Origin of the sequence: Nocardia sp. NBC_01499, assembly GCF_045040275.1 — a bacterium.
Taxonomy (GTDB): domain Bacteria; phylum Actinomycetota; class Actinomycetes; order Mycobacteriales; family Mycobacteriaceae; genus Nocardia.
Map to the genome: position 1 here is coordinate 7,046,389 of NZ_CP109426.1, position 17,886 is coordinate 7,064,274.

The following is a 17,886-nucleotide window of genomic DNA, read 5'->3' on the forward strand; positions in this document are numbered from 1 at the left end:
GACCTACAGGTTTTCGGGTCTGCGGCGGTCGGTGCGGCTCGAATCACGTTCGCGGTAGCGGACATTGGGTTGGGGGTGGGGTGGGGGCATTTCGCTGCGCCGGCGTGCGGGATTGCCGCGCGGCGGGTCGGTCTCCGTGCGCGGCATTGCCGCGGCGGGACGGGCGCCGGTGCGCGGGGCAGGACGGCCCTCGCGCGGGCGGGCGGGTCCGGCGACGCGCGGTGGGGTGTCGGCGACGGGGCGGCGGGACGGACGGGGGGTGTCTTCGACAGGGTCGAGATCGTCGGGTTCCGGCTTGGGGCGGCGGGTGCGGCGTCGGGCCGAGTCGCTGAGTCCCGCGGCGCCTGCCTTGCCGGAGCGCGGGCGCTTGGTTCCGGGACGACCCCAGCTTTCGCCGCGCTTGGACCCCTTCGCGCCGTCCGCGGGCTCGCTGCGGCGCTGCAGCATGATGCGGGCACCGCCGATCAGCAGCACGAGCGCGGTGGCGAGGAACATGGTGGGGAAGCGCTCGACCAGTGGGACGGCCAGCTTCAGCAGGATCTCGGTGATCGAGCTCATGGCAACGCCGGTCAGCTGCTTGTAGGCCAGCGGAACCGCGATGAACAGCAGCAGCGGCGGAAGCACCATGGTGGTGAACAGGCCGCGGTAGCGGACTGTCAGTACGGCTGCGACACAACCGACGATGTATAGCGCGGCGAAGGTACCGGTCAGATCGGTACTGTCGCCGTTCGCATCGATCAAGAAACCCAGAAACGTGCAGGCAACCGCGATCAGGACTGCCGCGCCCACCGGGAGACCGGGGACAGTCGGCAGTATCGAGCGATGCGGCGCGGGCACCCGGGTTCGCACACGTTGGGAAGCAGCCACATTATGAACACTAACCTTCGCCGCCCCGGACGGCGTTATGGCACGGCGGTTGTCCCGGCTAATCGTCGGCGTCGGCGAAGCCCACCGCACGTGGCCACGAATCAACCCGCTGGATTGCTGGCACCTCCTGCTCCGCTATTTCCAGGTCATGCAGTTTGCGCGCGGTGACCATGACCCGCGATTCCACCGACGCCACGGTGTAGTTGAAAGCGTCGACGGCCTTGCCGAGTTGCGCGCCGAGCCGGTCCAGATGCCTGCCGGTCATGCCCAATCGCGCATACAACTCCTTCCCTAATTGCTGAACGGTTGCCATATCGCGGGACAGCGCCTCCTGCCGCCAGCCGAACGCGACCGTGCGCAGCAACGCGATCAGCGTGGTCGGCGTCGCGAGGATCACGTTGCGGCCGAACGCGTACTCCAGCAACCCCGAGTCGGTGGTCAGCGCGGCATCGAGGAACGGATCGCCGGGCACGAACAGCACGACGAATTCCGGCGCCGGATCGAACGCGGCCCAGTACGCCTTGTCGGCCAGCTGGTCGATGTGCCCGCGCAGGTGTTTCGCGTGCCTGGTCAGATGCTCGGCGCGCATATCGGGATCGTCGACCATGCTCGCGTCGAGATAGGCACTGAACGGCACCTTGGCGTCGACCACGATGTGCCTGCCGCCGGACAGATTCACCACCAGGTCGGGCCGGACGTTGCCGGTCCGGTCGCCATCGCCGTCGCCACGGGCCGCGCGGGTCACCTGAGTGTCGAAGTCGACATGCCGTGTCATCCCGGCCAGCTCGACCACCCGCTCCAGCTGGATCTCGCCCCACCGCCCGCGCACCTGCGGTGCCCGCAGCGCGGCGACCAGCTGGCTGGTCTGGCTGGTGAGCTGCAGCGAGGTGCGCTGCATGCCGGCGACCTGTTCACGCAGGCTCGAATACGCGTTGATCCGATGGTGTTCGACCTGTTGGATGTGCTGGTTCAACGCGCCGACCGCGTCGCGCAGCGGGTCGACCATGGCCCCGATCGCCTGCGAATGCCTGCGCGCCGCATCCTCGTTCGCCGCGGTGAGCGACTGCCGCAGCAGGTGCTCGTTGTCGGTGGCCGCAGCGAGTCTCGCCTCCGCCTGTGCGGCCCGCTGCCCGGCGCGCGCGGCATGGCCGAGCCAGCCGAGCCCTACCCCGGCGGCGAACACCAGCATCAGTGCGACGAGCATCGGTGCGGTCATAGCGCCGATAGTGCCGTACCCCACCGACAAGAACGTGCGGGTCGGCAATTACGCAGCGCCGTGTCGGCAAACGCGGTGGTCAAGCCGTACATACGTGGCGGCGCGCCGCCGTCAGTCATGACGAGGCAACCGAATTCGTGACCCGCGTCGCTCGGCGGCGATCGACCAGGCATAGTGCGCGACGGCGTGATGCACTGCGCTGGATCGAAAACCACACTCGCGGTTGGACTATGAGCCCGGCGACCGAACGACTGCGGATCGGCCGCACAGTGCCCGCGTACGCCGCGAAATAGCCATCGGAGTGCCGGACGAATCACCGCTGACACGCCGAACGAAAGAGCGGCTATCCGACACAAGGGCCTCGGCAATTGAATTGTGTCGGTGCGGTGGCCTACGGTTTCGCGGATGCGGATGCTGCACACCTCGGACTGGCACATCGGGCGCACGTTCCACGGGGTCGATCTGCTTGCCGACCAGGCTCGTGCACTGGCCACGATCGCGGAGCTGGTGGCCGAGGAGTCCGTCGACGTGGTCGTGCTGCCCGGCGACGTGTACGACCGCTCCATTCCGAGTGCCGACGCGATCGCGGTGTGTAACCGCGGCTTCGAGGCCATCCGCGCCGCCGGTGCCCGCATCGTCGCCACCTCGGGCAACCACGATTCGCCAGCGCGGCTTGGCGCGGGCGCGAGCTTCGCGGCGGCCGGTGGGCTGTATCTACGCACCACCGTCGCCGATGCCGACCGGCCGGTACTGCTCGACGACGAGCACGGCCAGGTGGCGTTCTACGGCATCCCGTACCTGGAGCCGGACATCACCCGCGCGGAACTCGGTGTGCCGCAAGCGCGTTCGCACGCCGACATCCTGGACGCGGCCATGGGCCTGATCCGCGCCGACATCGCACAGCGGGCCGGGACGCGCACGGTGGTGCTCGCGCACGCCTTCGTCGTCGGCGGCGAGGCGACGGGTTCGGAGCGCTCGATCTCGGTCGGCGGCGTGGAGACGGTGCCGATGTCGGCCTTCGACGGCATCGACTATGTCGCCCTCGGCCACCTGCATTCCCCGCAGACGCTGTCGGAGTCCGTGCGCTATTGCGGCTCCCCGCTGCCGTATTCGTTCGCGGAGAGCTCACATCGCAAGGCCGTGTGGATCATTGAACTCGATGCCGCCGGACTGCACTCGGTCGAGCGCCGCGACCTCCCCCTGGTCCGCGGGCTGAGCAAGCTCACCGGCACGCTCGACGAGTTGCTCACCGACGCGAGCAACGCAGCCGCCGAGGAGCACTACGTTTCCGCGGTGCTCACCGACTCGACCCGCCCCGTCGATGCCATGCGCAAACTGCGCGAACGGTTCCCGCACGCGGTGCACGTCGAGTGGGTTCGGCCGGAGGGCAACCCGGAGTTGCGCTACCGTGAGCGGGTGCACGGCCGCCGCGACACCGAAGTAGCGCAGAGCTTCCTCACCGACGTCCGCGGCGTGCCGAGCGAGGGCGAAATGGCTTGGCTGGAGCGGGCACTCGCCGCCGCCGTCGCGGAACCGGATCGGGTGCTGACGGCCGAATCGGCAGCGGAACTGTCGGCGTGAGCGCTTACCGAGCGGCGGGTCACCTGCCGCTGAACAGCTGCCACGCAACGATTTCCGGTGGTGCGGCCGCATGAGGCTGCACAAGCTGGAGATGACCGCCTTCGGCCCGTTCGCCGAAACCACGGTCGTCGACTTCGACGCACTCGGCGCCGACGGTCTGTTCCTGCTGCACGGGCAGACCGGCGCCGGCAAGACCACCGTGCTCGACGCGATCGCGTTCGCCCTCTACGGCAGGGTCCCCGGCGCGCGCGGGGAAAGCAAGCGGCTGCACTCCGATCACGCGCCGGAACAGACACCGCCGCAAGTGATCCTGGAGGCGACCCTCGGCGGGCGACGGGTGCGACTGACCCGCATCCCCGAATTCGACCGCCCGAAGCTGCGCGGCACCGGCATGCGCACCGACCCCGCCAAGGCGACACTGGCCTGGCTGGACGGACGCGGCGAAAACCTCTCCCGGATACCGGATATCGGCGAGGAGATCATCCGGCTGCTCGGCATGAGCGCCGACCAGTTCTTCCAGGTGGTGCTGCTGCCGCAGGGCGACTTCGCGCGATTCCTGCGGGCGGACAACGAAGATCGCGAGAAGCTGCTCGAAAAGCTCTTCGACACCGAACGATTCGGCAGCGCCGAACAGTGGCTCGCGGACAGGCGCCGCGCCTCCACCGCCGATCTCGACGCACGCAAGCAAGGCATCGACCGGCTGATCGCGCAGGTCGGCGTCGCGGCGGGGGCTGGCCCGGCCGAGACCGTCAGCCCGCTGGAGTCCGTCGGCTGGTCGCAGGAGCTGCTCGCCATCGCGCGAACCGATCTGACCACCGCGACCACGGAATCGCAACGCTGCCAACAGGAGTCGGGGCGGGTGCGGACACTCGCCGAGGAACAACGCCGCTTGCACGAGCTACGCCGTCGAATGTCGGCTGCGCGCAAGCAACTCGACGACTACGCCGCCACGGCGGACCAGCGCGCCGCGCTGCAGGCCGAACTCGAACTGGCCCGCCGGGCCGAGCCGGTCGCGGCGGCTATCGACGAGGCGCGCGACGCCGTCATGCTGATGCGTCGCCGCGATACCGAAAAGCTCAGCGCAAGTAGGCAATTAGCGGCCCGCCTGCGCGAGCCCGGCGGTGCCGACCTCGGCGGCGTCGAGTTGATCCGGCTGGAGCCCACCGGCACGGATGGCGATGATGCGGAGCCGGGTGGTAGGGCACCGGACCGCGGCGACTCGGCGCAGCGAGATAGTCGGCCGCTACGCGCGGATCGTCGTTGCACCGAGTCGAATCGCGCGGACCAGGCGGTCATCAGGGACGACGCCGACATCGACGCCGCGATTCGGCGCTGGAGCGCGCTGCTCGGCGGGCTCGACGAGGTCAGGGCCGACGCGACGGCGGCCACTCGGCTTACCAGGGAGCTGGCGGGGCTACGCGACGAGGACGCGGCCCTCAACACCCAGGTGACCAAACTGACCAGGCTGCGCGAACAACTCCCCGGCTCGCTAGCCACCCTCGAGGCGCGCCTGCGCGAGGCAACCACCGCGGCCGCCACGCTGCCGACCCTGACGGCCGAATGCGAGCGGCTACAGACCGCCGCCGCGGCCGCGGTCGAACTCGCCTCCCGCAAAACAGGTTTGGACCATGCCCGCGTCGAGTTCGAGTCGGCCCGCGCCGCCCACAACGACGCCAAGGAACGGGTCCTCGACCTCCGTGAGCGCAGACTGGCGGGCATGGCTGCCGAACTCGCCGGTGGTCTCACCGACGGCCAGCCGTGCACGGTGTGCGGTTCCGCCGACCACCCCGCGCCCGCCCGCCCCACCGACACCGCCGTCTCCAAGGACGCCGAACAGTCCGCCGTGACGGCCGAACGCGCCGCCGAAGACGCCCGCGACCGCGTGCTTGCCCGAATCACCGCCCTGGAACGCGAGATCGAGGCGCTCACCGCCCGCGGCGGCGACGCCGATCGGGTCGAGCTGGCCGCCGCCCTGCGCGCCGCCACCGACCGCTACGAGGACACCGCCGAACTGGCCGCCCTCGCCGACGGCCTCACCGCCGAACTCACCCGCTTGCGCACCGACGAGACCCGCCTGCACGACGAACTCCGCGAATCCGATTCGCGCCGAAGCACCGTCGCCGCGAACGTCGCCACCGCGACCACTCGTCTCACCGAACTCAACGACCGCCTCCGCGTCGCCGCGGGCGCCGACGAAACCATCGACCGCCGCTACGCCCGTCTCACCGCGCTGGTGACCGACGCCACCACCCTCCGTGACGCACGCACTGACGCCGTCGCGGCCCGCGAACAGGTGGCCGTCATCGCCGACCGCGTCGAAAACCTCGCCCGTGCCGCAGGTTTCGTGCCAGAGCAGGAAGACAAACATCGGCGAGCCGAGGCAACGACCGGTGCGCAGGCAGTGCACTATGCGGCAGGCGCAGCGACCGATGAATCGAGCGATCCGGCCACTGCGCCGAGCGGCGATGCGACCACAGCACGCGCTGACGGTGCGGCGACCGCCAACGGCTCGGCCACCGAACCTGCACCTCAGGCAGCCGTGGTCGAGGCATCCCAGGACGTTGTGGCGCGACTGACCGCGTATGCGCGTGTGGTCACCGCGGCGAGCCGCACCCCGCAACGGCAGTCCGACATCGAAGCCGAACTGACCAACGCCGACCGCACCCGCGCACACGCGGAAGCTGTTCTCGCAGAACCGGAAATCCAAGCGGCCGCGTCAACCGAACCCGGCGACCTGACCGAGCTGGAGTCCGCCGTCGCCGCCGCACAGACGCGGCTGAACACCGCCGTCGCCGTGCACGCCGAGGCGAACAGGCGGGTCGCCCTGCTGGAGGACCTCGGCGGCCAGCTGTGGGCGGCCGTGGATCGAATCGCCCCGCTGCAGCGCACCCACGACGAACTCGCCGGACTCGCCGAGGTGGTCGCGGGTCGCGGCGAGAACAACCGCCGGATGTCGCTGCGCTCATACGTTCTCGCCGCACGCCTGGAAGAAGTGGCCCAGGCGGGTTCCCTGCGCCTGCGCCGAATGTCAGGTGGCCGTTACGAATTCGTGCACTCCGACAAGGCAGGCCCCCGCGGCCGTCGCGGCGGACTCGGCTTGGACATCCGTGACGACTACACCGGCGCCATTCGTCCGGCCAAAACCCTATCCGGCGGCGAAACCTTCATGGCCTCACTGTCTTTGGCGCTCGGCCTGGCCGACACCGTCGCCGCCGAATCCGGCGGCCTTGTACTGGACACCCTCTTCATCGATGAGGGCTTCGGCGGCCTCGACGCCGACACCCTCGACGCGGTGATGGGCGTCCTCGACGAACTCCGCGCGGGCGGCCGCGTGGTCGGCGTCGTCAGCCACGTCGACGAAATGCGTCAGCGCATCCCGAGCCGCCTGCACGTCCGCCGCGGCCGCACCGGCTCCCACCTGGAAGCCACCGTCGCCTGAGGCGCAGTGTCGAACTCGACGCGGTACCGAGGTCGAATGATGGGGTGATGGAGAACGCGGCGCAGGAGCTGGCTGTGCGTCACGCCTCGTGATCGAGCAGCCAGCGCTTGATCGGCAGTCCCCAGCGGAAGCCGCCGAGGGCCCCACCGATGCGGTAGATGCGGTGGCAGGGAACGAACAGGGCCGCCGCATTACGCGCGCAGGCATTGGCCGCGGCACGGGTGGCATCGGGACGACCGGAAATGGCGGCGTATTCGGTATAGGTGATCGGTGCACCAGCGGGGACCTTGCGCAGCACTTCCCAAGCGTGCATGAGGAATTCGCCGGATTGCTGACGCACCGGGACCGTGTCGATCGCGGCGAGGTCGCCGTCGTGATAGGCGGTGATGACCCGGGTGAGCTCGCCGAGCGAATCCCGTTGGCGCAGTTCGGCCGGACGCAACGTCGGGTGGACCACGGTGCACAGGTAATCCACATCGGCGGTCCAGCCGGCGGCCAGCACGGCACCGTCGGCGTCGACCACCGAGGTGAACGGGCCGATCGGTGTGTCGACCGTTGCGAAATCCGCGGTGGCGGTGCCGATGTGGCGCTTGGTCGCGCGAACAGCGGTGGTGGCGTTCATGCTTCGGCGCTCGCTTTCGAGGAGGCGGACTTGGCCGCGGCGGACTTGGATCGGTCGGCGCGGTCGGTCAGCGCGGCCTTCCACAGGTGCATGGACAGGTAGGAGCGCCACGGCGCCCAGCGTGCGGTATCGGTGAGGTCGATGCCGAGCACCGCGGCGCCCTGCCGGACCACCAGGTCGGTGTTCAGCAGCACGTCCGGGTCGGCGAGCAGCCGCATGGTCACGTAATCGGCCGTCCACGGGCCGACACCGTCCAACGCGAGCAGGTCGCGCCGCAGGTCGGCGGCGGTACGGCCCTGATGCAGCGCGAGCTCGCCGCTGGCAAGCGCCTCGGCCGCGCCGATGATCGAGCGAATCCGCCGGGTCGGGCCGGTGAGCACCTCGGCACCGCGTTCGGCGATCACCGCCGGGGTGGGGAACAGCAGCGGAATCGGCCCGTCGACCCGGTCACCGAGCGCTTCGACCAGCCGCGCGGTGTGCGTCGCCGCCGCCGACACGGAGATCTGCTGCCCGATCATGGTGCGCAGCAACAACTCCGGCCCGTCGAGGCAGCCCGGCACTCGAATGCCTGGCGAGAAGACCGGCCGTCGGGCTTCGTCGGTGGCGAGGGCGGTCTCGGCGTCCGGTGGTGATCCGGCACCGGCGTCCGGCAGTCGAGTGGTGTCCGGGTCGGCCAGCTCCGGTGTCGAAATCCGTTGTCCCGGAGTGACACCGAGCGCCTCGTCGATGCCGACCGGGTCGGCGTCGAGGTCGAGTAGATGGCGCAGCCGCGCGACTGTCGGTGCCAGATCCCGCATATCGTGCAGGGCCAGCTCGGCCCGCATGTGGTCGCGCTGGAAGCTTAGCCTGGTCGTCGCATGGCCGTGCGGGGTGCGCAGGTTCCTGGTGTAGGTGCGGTTTTCCCACAGTTCCATGCCCGGTGCCACATGCGAGGAGAGGAACCACTCCAGCCAGGCCTTGTCCAGGGGCTCGCGGTAGGGCAGCCGCAGGCTGAGCGAACCGTTGACGGCGGGTGCCGGACGCCCGTTCGACGTGGATTTCGCCCGGTGCGCCTCGGATCGCATGATGGTCGGGCTGACCGCGAACACCTCGCGCACCGTGTCGTTGAACTGGCGGATGCTGGCGAACCCGGCCGCAAAGGCGATGTCGGACATGGGCATTGCCGTCGTCTGGATCAGTAGTCGGGCGGTGTGCGCCCGATGGGCGCGGGCCAGTGCCAGCGGGCCCGCACCGAGTTCGGTGGTGAGCACGCGGGTCAGCTGCCGCTGCGAATAGCCGAGCGTGGCGGCCAGCGCGGGCACGCCGCCGCGTTCGATCACTCCGTCGCCGATCAGTCGCATCGCGCGGGCGGCCAGGTCGGCGCGGGTGTTCCAGAGGGGTGATCCGGGGGCCGCGTCGGGCAGGCACCGGCGGCAGGCTCGGTAGCCTGCCTGCTGCGCCGCGGCCGCGGTCGGCAGGAACGACACATTGACCCGCTTCGGCGTGATCGCCGGACACGAAGGGCGACAATAGATTCCAGTGGTCCGCACCGCCGTGAAGAACTGCCCGTCGAAGCGGGAGTCTCTGGTCGAAACCGCTCGGTAGCACCGCTCGAAATCAAACGCCGTGATCGTCACGCCAACCACAATGTCAGCTGCGGAGATACTCCGCTAGCGGAAATCTGCCATCACCCCCGATCCGCGCTGAGGCGTTGTCTGGCCGAGCGGTGAACGCGCAGTTCAGCCGCTACTTCGGCAGGCGGGGCGACGCCCTCATCGCGCCGCCCCGCCATGCCTCAGCAGCAGCGGTTCGTCGGGTTATTGTCCGCGTCCGCGTGCCGCGCGCGCCAGTACTCGCGTTCGGTCGGCACCACGCAACCGGGATGGCTGCGCGCAAGATGGTCGACGTAGCGCTGGTAGTCCTGGCCGCCGAGGATCGAGTTGAACCACCAGCCGACCGTGCGAACCGTTGTCGCACAGGCACTTCCAGCGGCACGCACGCCCCGCATGGTCAAGGCGTCGCTTTCCCCGGCGCGGTGCCCGGCCTGCGGACCTTCCCCGATTTGATCAGGGCGTCCCATTTCCGTTGCACCTCCTTCTCCTCCGAGGTGGCGAGGAAGGACGTCGGTGCGAAGATCTTCGACGGCTCGTCCGGCGATTCGGTGCTCGGTCCGCCACCGGCTCGCCAGGCACGCACACAGACCACGAGGCCGACGATCGCCACGATCAGCACAAGCACCGCGAAGATGATCGACAGGCTGCCCTGGATGAAGGTGTTGCGCACGACCTTGTCCATATCGGCGGCCGTCTTGGCGGGCGCGAGGACCTTCCCCGCGTCGACCGCGGCGACGTAGACGCTGTGCTGCTTCCAGTAGCCGATGTTCGGGTCGGCCGAGAAGATCTTCTGCCAGGACGCCGACATCGTCACGATCAGATCCCAGATCAGCGGGATCGCCGGAATCCAGGCCCACTTGACCAGGCCCTTCTTGATCACGATGGTCAGAACCACGGTGAGCGCGATCGCGGCGAGCAACTGGTTGGAGATGCCGAACAGCGGATACAGCGTGTAGATGCCGCCGAGCGGATCGGTGACACCCATCAGCAGCACCGAACCCCACGCGGCGACCACGATCGCCGAGCACACCCAGGCACCAGGGCGCCAGGACGGATCCTTGAACTTCTTGGCCGGGCCGCCGAGGTTGCCGAGCGAGTCCGACAGCATGAAGCGCGCGACCCTGGTACCGGCGTCGATCGTGGTGAGGATGAACAGCGCCTCGAACATGATCGCGAAGTGGTACCAGAACGACTTGAGGCCGCTGCCGCCGAGGAACTTGTGCAGCACCTCGGCCATGCCGACGGCGAGCGTCGGCGCGCCACCGGTTCGCGAGATGATGCTGGTCTCGCCGACGTCCTTGGCCGCCTGGTTCAGGTCGGCGGCGGTGATCGGATTCCCGCTCAGGCCAATGCTGTTGGTGTAGGTCGCGGCTTTCTCCGCGCTGCCACCGGTGAGCCCTGCGCTCGCGTTCATCGCGAAGTACAGGTGCTGGTCGATGATGCTCGCGGTGATGATCGCCATGACGGCGACGAACGACTCCATCAACATGCCCGCGTAGCCGATCATCCTGGCCTGCGACTGCTTCTCCAGCAGCTTCGGCGTGGTGCCGGAGGAGACCAGCGAGTGGAAGCCGGACAGCGCGCCGCAGGCGATGGTGATGAACAGGAACGGGAACAGGCTGCCCGCGAACGACGGACCCTTGCCCGAACTCGCGAACTCCGAGACGGCGGGTGCCTTCAGCACCGGCATGGTGATCAGCACGCCGACCGCGAGCAGCACGATGGTGCCGATCTTCATGAAGGTGGACAGGTAGTCGCGCGGCGCGAGCAGCAGCCACACCGGCAGTACCGAGGCGATGAAGCCGTAGCCGATGAGGAACCACGCGATGGTGGTGCCCGACAGCGTGAACAGGTCCTGGCCCCAACCGGATCCGGCGACCCAGTTGCCGGACAGGATGGCGAGCAGCAGCAGCGCGAAGCCGATCAGCGAGACCTCGCCGACCTTGCCCGGCCGGAAGAAACGCAAGTACACGCCCATGAACAGGGCGATCGGGATGGTCATCGAGATGGAGAACACGCCCCACGGGCTGCCGCCCTGCAGCGTCCCGTCCTTGCCCGGCGTCGCGGCAAGCGCGTTCACCACGACGATGCCGAGCACCGCGAGCAGGATCATCATGATCACCAGCACGGCGATGATCGCCGCGACGCCGCCGACCGCGCCGAGCTCGTCGCGGGCCATCTGCCCGAGGCTGCGCCCGCGGCGGCGGGTGGATGCCCACAGCACCAGGTAGTCCTGCACCGCACCGGCGAAGACGACGCCGATCACGATCCACAGCGTGCCGGGCAGATAGCCCATCTGCGCCGCGAGGACCGGTCCGACCAGTGGGCCAGCGCCCGCGATGGCGGCGAAGTGGTGCCCGAACAGCACCCGCCGGTCCATCGGCATGTAGTCCTTGCCGTTTTCCAGGATCTCGGCGGGGGTGGCCTGGTCGTCGCGCGGTTTGACGATCTTGTATTCGATGAGCCTTGAATAGAACTGGTAGGCGAGCACGTAGGTGGCCACGGCCGCGATCACGATCCAGACCGCGTTGACCGACTCGCCGCGCGAGATGGCAAGGACCGCCCAGGCGATCGCGCCGACAATCGCGATTGCCGCGAAAATACCCTTCTTGATGGGGGTGATAGGCGAACTGTCCACGACACCAACGGGAGGTAGGTCGGGATCTGTTCGGAGGTATTCGATGGTCGCCATGCGAACTACTCTCCCGTGAAATCGAGCTGGACTTGCTGAAACGTTCACAACGTAGCTGAGTTGAAGCGCCGATGAGCCAGACTTGAGGAAGTCTGAACATTGCGACGCTGATCGCGATCGCGGCGACGACTCGTACCGTGTGTTTCTACAAACGGGGGCGGGTACGGGTGGCCCGCGAGGCGTCAGCTGCCCCGGATCGGCCGTTGTTCACGGTCTCCGGGTGTTCGCCGGTGCGCGTGGGCGTGTCCCTCGCCCGGCGATGTTGCCATCCGTATGCTGCCATGCTGGCTCCGGCATCAGCCTGCCGGTCCTAGGTATTGCCTTTTCACATTGCCGAGATTCACGTATCCATCCGCCCGCCGCCGTGGAGGAGCTCGTGTCACCGGTTCGACGTCGCACCTTCCTCGGCTCGGCGCTGGCCGCGCCGCTGCTGGCCGCGACCGGCTGCGGATCCGCGGACGACGCGCTGACCTTCTTCTTCCAGGCCAGGCCGGAGGAGGCGCGGATGCGTATGACGATCATCGACGAATTCCGGAAGCGGCACCCGGACATCAGGATTCGCACCATCATGTCCGGCCCCGATCCGCAGCAGCAGCTGCTCACCTACTGTGCGGGCGGCAAATGCCCCGACGTCATCATGGCGTGGGAACTGCTCTACTCCGGGCTCGCCGAGCGTGGCGTGCTGCTCGATCTGCGCACGCTGCTCGAGCGGGAACCCGAGTACGCGGAAACGTTGCGCGGGGATAGTTATCCGGCGCTGTACGACACCTTCACCTATGCCGGTGGGCAGTACGCGTTGCCCGAGCAGTGGTCCGGGGTGTTCCTCTATTACAACCGGGAACTGTTCGCCGCGGCCGGGCTGACGCCGCCCGCGCGCTGGCGTGATGCCTGGTCGTTCGACGAATTCCTGGACGCCGCACGCACACTCACCCGAAACCGGCAGTGGGGCTTCGCCGACGCCTGGGTGCCGTACTACTCGGCCGCCTGCTTCGGCATGAATAACGGCGCGGAATGGTTCACGCCGTCGGTGGCGCCGACCAGGGCCAACCTCGGTGATCCCCGCTTCGCCGAAGGGTTCCAGTTCTACGCCGATCTCGCGGTGCGGCACCGGGTAGCGCCGAAAGTCGCCGACCAGCTGTCGATTTCGGCGCCGGACCTATTTCGGGCCGGTCGGGCGGCGATGGTGCTCGGTGGGCATTGGCTCTACTCCGAATTCGCCGGGCGGGATGGGCTTTCGATCGATGTCACCGTATTGCCGGTCGGGCCGCACGGTGGGCCCGGCGCGATCACCGATGTCGGCAGCACCGGGTTGTCCATCGCGGCGGACAGTCCGCGCATCGAACAAGCCTGGGAATTCGTCAAATTCGCTACCGGTCCGGTGGGGCAGGCCATCATCGCCGCTTCCGGACTATTCGTCCCGGTGTTGAAATCCGCGATGAATTCGCCCGGTTTCGCTGCCGCACACCGCGATACCCGCAACCTCGCGGTCTTCACCGAGGGCCCGGACAACTCCCGCCCGCTGCCGGTGACCCCCGCCTGGGGCAAGGTCTCCGCGCTGCTCGAACGCGGTGCCAACCGCGTCCTGCGCGGTGCAGCCACCGCCGCCTCCCTGGACGGACAGTTCGTCGCCGATCTGGACGCCCTGCTGGAGTCCCCGTGAGTGGGCAGACAGGCCATGGTGTGCTGGCTCGGAAGCGAGAGCGGGCCGGATGGGCCTTCGTGGCGCCCAATGTGGGCGCGGTGGCGGTGTTCTTGTTGTTTCCGTTGGGGTTTTCGCTGTATCTGAGCTTTCACTCATGGGATCTGTTTCGGCCGATGCGATTCGTCGGGCTGGACAACTATGGGCGGTTGTTCGGGGCGGATCCGTTGTTTCTCATCGCATTACGCAACAGCGCGGTGTTCACCGTGCTCACGCTGGTGCCGACGGTGCTGATCGGGCTGGGGATCGCGGCCGCGCTGAATCGGAAGTTGGCCGGTATCGGGCTCTTTCGGACGTTGGCGTTTCTGCCGCTCGTCGCGTCGACGGTGGCGATGGCGGTGGTGTGGCGGTTCATCTTCACCGAGGACGGGATGCTCGATATCGGGCTCGGCTGGGTCGGCTTGGGTCCGGTGCCCTGGTTGACCGACCCCGACCTGGCGTTGGTCTCGCTGAGCGTGGTCACCGTGTGGAAGAGCGTGCCGTTCGCGACGGTCATCCTGCTTGCCGCGATGCAAGGCGTGCCGGAGCCGCTCTACGAGGCGGCGAAGATCGACGGAGCCGGTGCGCTGCGGCGGTTTTCGGCGATCACGCTGCCGCTGATCCGCGGGCCGCTGTCGTTCGTCTTCGTGATCACCGTCATCAACTCGATGCAGGCCTTCGATCAGGTGTACGCGCTCACCGGAAGCAATGGGGGACCGGAGACCGGCACCTATCTGCTGGGAATCATGTTGTTCCAGAACGCCTTCGGGTTCTACGAGGTCGGATACGCGTCGGCGTTGGCGTGGGTGATCTTCGCGATTCTGCTGGTACTCACGCTGGCGCAGTTGCGGTTTGCCCGGCGGGAGGCCGTGGATCTGTGAACACTTGGCATGCCGTCGTGCGGCCTCGTTCCAGGGCGGAGCGAGCGATCGTGCGCCGGATGCTGCGCGGGGTCGGTATCTACGCCGTGCTGATCGGCATCGCGTGGTGTGCGCTGGCGCCGATCCTGTGGGCAGTATCAGGGTCGTTGAAGCGGGAGGGGGAGATCGCCGAACGGACCCTGCTCCCGGCGAGCCCGCAGTGGTCCAACTACGGCAAGGTCTTCGAGCTGTTGCCGCTCGGGCGGATGCTGCTCAACACCACGGTGTACGCGGTGTGCGTCACCGCGGGGCAGGTGTTCTTCTGCTCGCTGGCCGGGTATGCGTTCGCGCGCTTGCGGTTTCGCGGCCGTGACGTGCTGTTCGTCGCCTATCTCGGCACGCTCATGGTGCCGCTGACCGTTACGGTGATCCCGCAGTTCCTGTTGATGCGCGCGTTCGGCTGGGTGGATACGCCATGGGCGATGATCGTGCCCGGCCTGTTCGGCAGCGCCTTCGGTACCTACCTGATGCGCCAGTTCTTCTACACCCTGCCCATGGAATTGGAGGAGGCGGCGATCCTCGATGGTTGCTCGACGTGGCAGGTCTATTGGCGAGTTCTGCTGCCGCACACCCGACCTGCCCTGATGGTGCTCGGCGTGCTCACCTGGATCACCGTCTGGAACGACTTCCTGTGGCCGCTCGTGATGATCCAACGCAATGAGATCGCCACTGTCACAATGGGATTGGTGCGCCTGCAGGGTCAGTATTACACTCAGTGGCCGATTCTCATGGCCGCCTCGATGATCATCCTGCTGCCGCTGCTCGCGGTGTACGCGATCGCCCAGCGCGCGTTCATCCGCGGCATGGCCATGTCTGGCCTCGGTGGCCGCTGAACGTCAACGGACTAGCGGCCCAACGACGCTCGTCGCCGTCAGGCCGTAGACCCCAAGTCAACTTGCGCGATGTTCCGGGCTATTCGCCCCAGTAGGTGCCAAAGCTCCAGAGGTTGCCCTCGGGATCGCGCACGGTGAAGCCGCGCGAACCATAGTCTTCGTCGCGCACGCCGCGCAGCACCTCGGCTCCGGCGGCGGTGGCACGCTCGAACAGCGCGTCCGGGTCGTCACAGACGACGTAGGTCGAGTCGTTGCCGGAGATGCGCTTGCCGAACTCGCTTTCGTCCTTGCACGCGGAGCCGAACATCACGCCACCGCCGAGCGGCCAGCGCATTTCGGCGTGCTCGACGATCGTCGGGTCGTCCTCGCGTGTGTACATCGCGGTCTCCTCGAAGCCGAAGGCCTCGGCAAGGAAGACGGCCATCGCTCGGGCGTCCTGGAAGGTCAGGGCTGGCCAGACCGCGGTGCGGGTACTGATTTCGGGAGTTGTTGGATTCGTCATGCCCTCAGCGTCGTCCGGCGGACCGGTCGGTGTCTTGGACGGATGGAATCTCCTCGCTCAGCCAGAGCGTCGGGCTGGTCCCGGCCAGCTCGGCGAAGTCGCGATTCAGGTGGGCCTGGTCGTAATAGCCGCAGCTGGCCGCCACCTGCGCGATGGTGATGTAGGACGGGGTGTGTTCGAGCATCCGCCTGGCCCGTTCGAAGCGGGTGATCCGGGCAGCGAGCTTCGGGCTCAGGCCGAATTCGTTGCTGAACCGGCGCGCGAGATGCTGTCTGCTCCAACCGATCTCGTCGACAAGCGAGCTGACTGGCAAGGTACCGCCGGAGCCGACGACGGCGCGCCATGCCCAGGTCAGCTCGGGCGCGACCACCCGATCCGGATAGGCCATTCTGGTCAGGATCTGATCGACGGCGGCGAAGCGTTCCGGCCAGCCGAGCGGTTCCTGCAACCGCTCCCACAGTTCGCGACCAACCGGGCCGACCACATCGTCGAATTCCACCGACGTGTCCCAGAGCGCGGCGGCGGGCACGCCGAACAGCGCCCGGCTGCCGAGCGGCGTCAACGCGATCGAGATGCCCTCCTGATAGCCGTCGTGCGCGATGATCGCCGAACTCGCCTGCAAGCCGCCGACCGAACACCGGTAATCCTGCGGGGACTGGCTCGGATCCGGTTGTGCGACAACGTCGATGGGTGCGCCGATGCTGACGATGAACGTCATGTGTGCCGACGGCAGTCCGCGATGCAGCCCCGCCGGATACCCCGTCATGCGGTACCCGACGTACTGATCGATGAACGGCGCGAGCACGGACGCCGGTCGCGCCGTCACCCGTTCGGTGCTCGGCTCCATGCAGGTCACGCTACGCCGCCCACCGGCGACCGCAACCGCGGTGAGATGGCGCACTCGGCGGCGAAATTGAGTATGAGCGCACAGCGGAGTCTGGTTACCGTGTCGTCTTCTAACGATTTCTGGAGGTGTGATGCGGCGGGTCCAATACGAGCGCAGCGGTGGTCCTGAGGTGCTCGAGGTCGTGTCGGCCGAGGTGCCGACGCCGGGGCCTGGCGAACTCCTTGTCCGGGTCGAGGCGATCGGGGTGACCCTGCCGACGGTGCGGAAGGTGCGCGAGCAGCGCGAGCCGATCGCGCTGAACGGTGAGGTCGCGGGCGAGGTAGTCGCGGTCGGTGAGGGTGTCACCGGATACGCGCCGGGGTACCGGGTGACCGGGCTGGTGTTCGGGCACGGGTATGCCGACTACGCGCTCCTCTCGGTGGCGATGGCGTCGCCGATTCCGGACGGTGCGTCGGCCGTCGACGCGGTCGCGCTGGTGCGCAGTGGTTTGGTCGCATTGGGTGCGCTCGAGGCGGCGAATCCACTCGAAGGTGAGTCGGCGCTCGTCACGGCGGCGGCCAGTGGGGTCGGGCATCTCGCAGTTCAGCTTGCCAGGGTGCGTGGCGCATCTCGGGTGGTCGGCGCGGTCTCGGATCAGTCGAAGGCCGAGTTCGTGCGCGGGCTCGGTGCCGACGAGGTGATCGAGTACGGGCAGGAATCGTGGGGCGAGCCGGTCGACTACGCGCTGGACGCGGTCGGTGGCGATCTGCTCGGACCTGCTCTCGCCGCGGTGGGCCCCGGCGGACGGCTGGTCTACTACAGCTCCGGCGGCGGCACCATCCAGGCTTACGACCTGCTCGTCGGCGCCAAGTCGGTGATCGGGTTCCAGGTTGCTCGCATCGCTAAGGGGCAGCCGGAGCTGTTCGACCAGTGGCGTCAGGAGCTGTGGCAGTACGTCGCGTCGGATCAGCTTCGTCCCGTGGTGCACGCGGAATTCGCGCTCGACGCCGCCGCCGAGGCGCACGCGGTGATCGAGGACCGTGGCAATCTGGGCAAGGTCGTGCTTATTCCCTGATCACCGGTAGGGCAGGCGCGGGTCGGGGCACCGCGCCTGCCGC

Annotated in this window: 14 protein-coding genes; 6 read left to right on the forward strand and 8 right to left on the reverse strand. The window is 68.1% G+C overall.

All coding sequences use genetic code 11. The features are described from left to right. Positions 1-3 precede the first annotated feature (3 nt). Entirely contained in the window at positions 4-789 is a 786-nt protein-coding gene (locus tag OG203_RS32300; protein ID WP_405161007.1) for a DUF6542 domain-containing protein, read from the reverse strand. Between the two features lie 136 nt (positions 790-925). Beyond that, entirely contained in the window at positions 926-2,083 is a 1,158-nt protein-coding gene (locus OG203_RS32305; protein WP_405161008.1) for a DNA recombination protein RmuC, read from the reverse strand. 405 nt (positions 2,084-2,488) lie between these two features. Between OG203_RS32305 and OG203_RS32310 the strand changes: the two genes are divergently transcribed. Together OG203_RS32310 and OG203_RS32315 are read left to right on the forward strand one after the other, a co-directional pair. Further along, the gene (locus OG203_RS32310; RefSeq protein ID WP_405161009.1) at positions 2,489-3,664 is read left to right on the forward strand and encodes an exonuclease SbcCD subunit D; all 1,176 of its coding nucleotides are present in this window, start codon (positions 2,489-2,491) and stop codon (positions 3,662-3,664) included. 70 nt (positions 3,665-3,734) lie between these two features. Next, complete coding sequence (locus tag OG203_RS32315; RefSeq protein ID WP_405161010.1) at positions 3,735-7,103, forward strand: AAA family ATPase; 3,369 nt, start codon at positions 3,735-3,737, stop codon at positions 7,101-7,103. A gap of 79 nt (positions 7,104-7,182) precedes the next feature. Here OG203_RS32315 and OG203_RS32320 read toward each other — a convergent pair whose 3' ends face one another. From OG203_RS32320 to OG203_RS32335, 4 genes are all read right to left on the reverse strand, one after another. Next, the gene (locus OG203_RS32320) at positions 7,183-7,725 is read right to left on the reverse strand and encodes a methylated-DNA--[protein]-cysteine S-methyltransferase (RefSeq protein WP_405161011.1); all 543 of its coding nucleotides are present in this window, start codon (positions 7,723-7,725) and stop codon (positions 7,183-7,185) included. Next, entirely contained in the window at positions 7,722-9,341 is a 1,620-nt protein-coding gene (locus tag OG203_RS32325; protein WP_405161012.1) for a DNA-3-methyladenine glycosylase 2 family protein, read from the reverse strand. The genes OG203_RS32320 and OG203_RS32325 overlap by 4 nt, the downstream gene beginning before the upstream one ends. A gap of 158 nt (positions 9,342-9,499) precedes the next feature. Next, positions 9,500-9,703, reverse strand: coding sequence for a YbdD/YjiX family protein (locus OG203_RS32330; protein ID WP_405161013.1), 204 nt, complete (start codon positions 9,701-9,703; stop codon positions 9,500-9,502). A gap of 11 nt (positions 9,704-9,714) precedes the next feature. Further along, entirely contained in the window at positions 9,715-12,009 is a 2,295-nt protein-coding gene (locus tag OG203_RS32335) for a carbon starvation CstA family protein (RefSeq protein WP_405161014.1), read from the reverse strand. Positions 12,010-12,385: 376 nt separating this feature from the next. Here OG203_RS32335 and OG203_RS32340 point away from each other — a divergent pair, with 376 nt between their 5' ends. The 3 genes from OG203_RS32340 to OG203_RS32350 are packed head-to-tail and all read left to right on the forward strand — an operon-like array spanning position 12,386 to position 15,440. Continuing rightward, entirely contained in the window at positions 12,386-13,669 is a 1,284-nt protein-coding gene (locus OG203_RS32340) for an ABC transporter substrate-binding protein (RefSeq protein ID WP_405161015.1), read from the forward strand. A gap of 23 nt (positions 13,670-13,692) precedes the next feature. Further along, positions 13,693-14,568, forward strand: a complete 876-nt coding sequence (locus OG203_RS32345) for a carbohydrate ABC transporter permease (protein WP_405168072.1) — start codon at positions 13,693-13,695, stop codon at positions 14,566-14,568. Positions 14,569-14,627: 59 nt separating this feature from the next. Next, complete coding sequence (locus tag OG203_RS32350) at positions 14,628-15,440, forward strand: carbohydrate ABC transporter permease (RefSeq protein ID WP_405168073.1); 813 nt, start codon at positions 14,628-14,630, stop codon at positions 15,438-15,440. Positions 15,441-15,519: 79 nt separating this feature from the next. Here OG203_RS32350 and OG203_RS32355 read toward each other — a convergent pair whose 3' ends face one another. Further along, positions 15,520-15,942 carry a VOC family protein gene (locus OG203_RS32355; RefSeq protein ID WP_405161016.1) on the reverse strand — a complete coding sequence of 141 codons (423 nt, stop codon included), beginning with the start codon at positions 15,940-15,942 and terminating at the stop codon, positions 15,520-15,522. A 4-nt stretch (positions 15,943-15,946) separates the two neighbouring features. Next, on the reverse strand, positions 15,947-16,789 hold the full coding sequence (locus tag OG203_RS32360) for a helix-turn-helix domain-containing protein (protein WP_405161017.1): 843 nt from the start codon (positions 16,787-16,789) through the stop codon (positions 15,947-15,949). Positions 16,790-16,919: 130 nt separating this feature from the next. Here OG203_RS32360 and OG203_RS32365 point away from each other — a divergent pair, with 130 nt between their 5' ends. Further along, positions 16,920-17,843: a zinc-binding alcohol dehydrogenase family protein gene (locus OG203_RS32365; protein WP_405161018.1), complete on the forward strand. Its 924-nt coding sequence runs from the start codon at positions 16,920-16,922 to the stop codon at positions 17,841-17,843. Positions 17,844-17,886 lie beyond the last annotated feature (43 nt).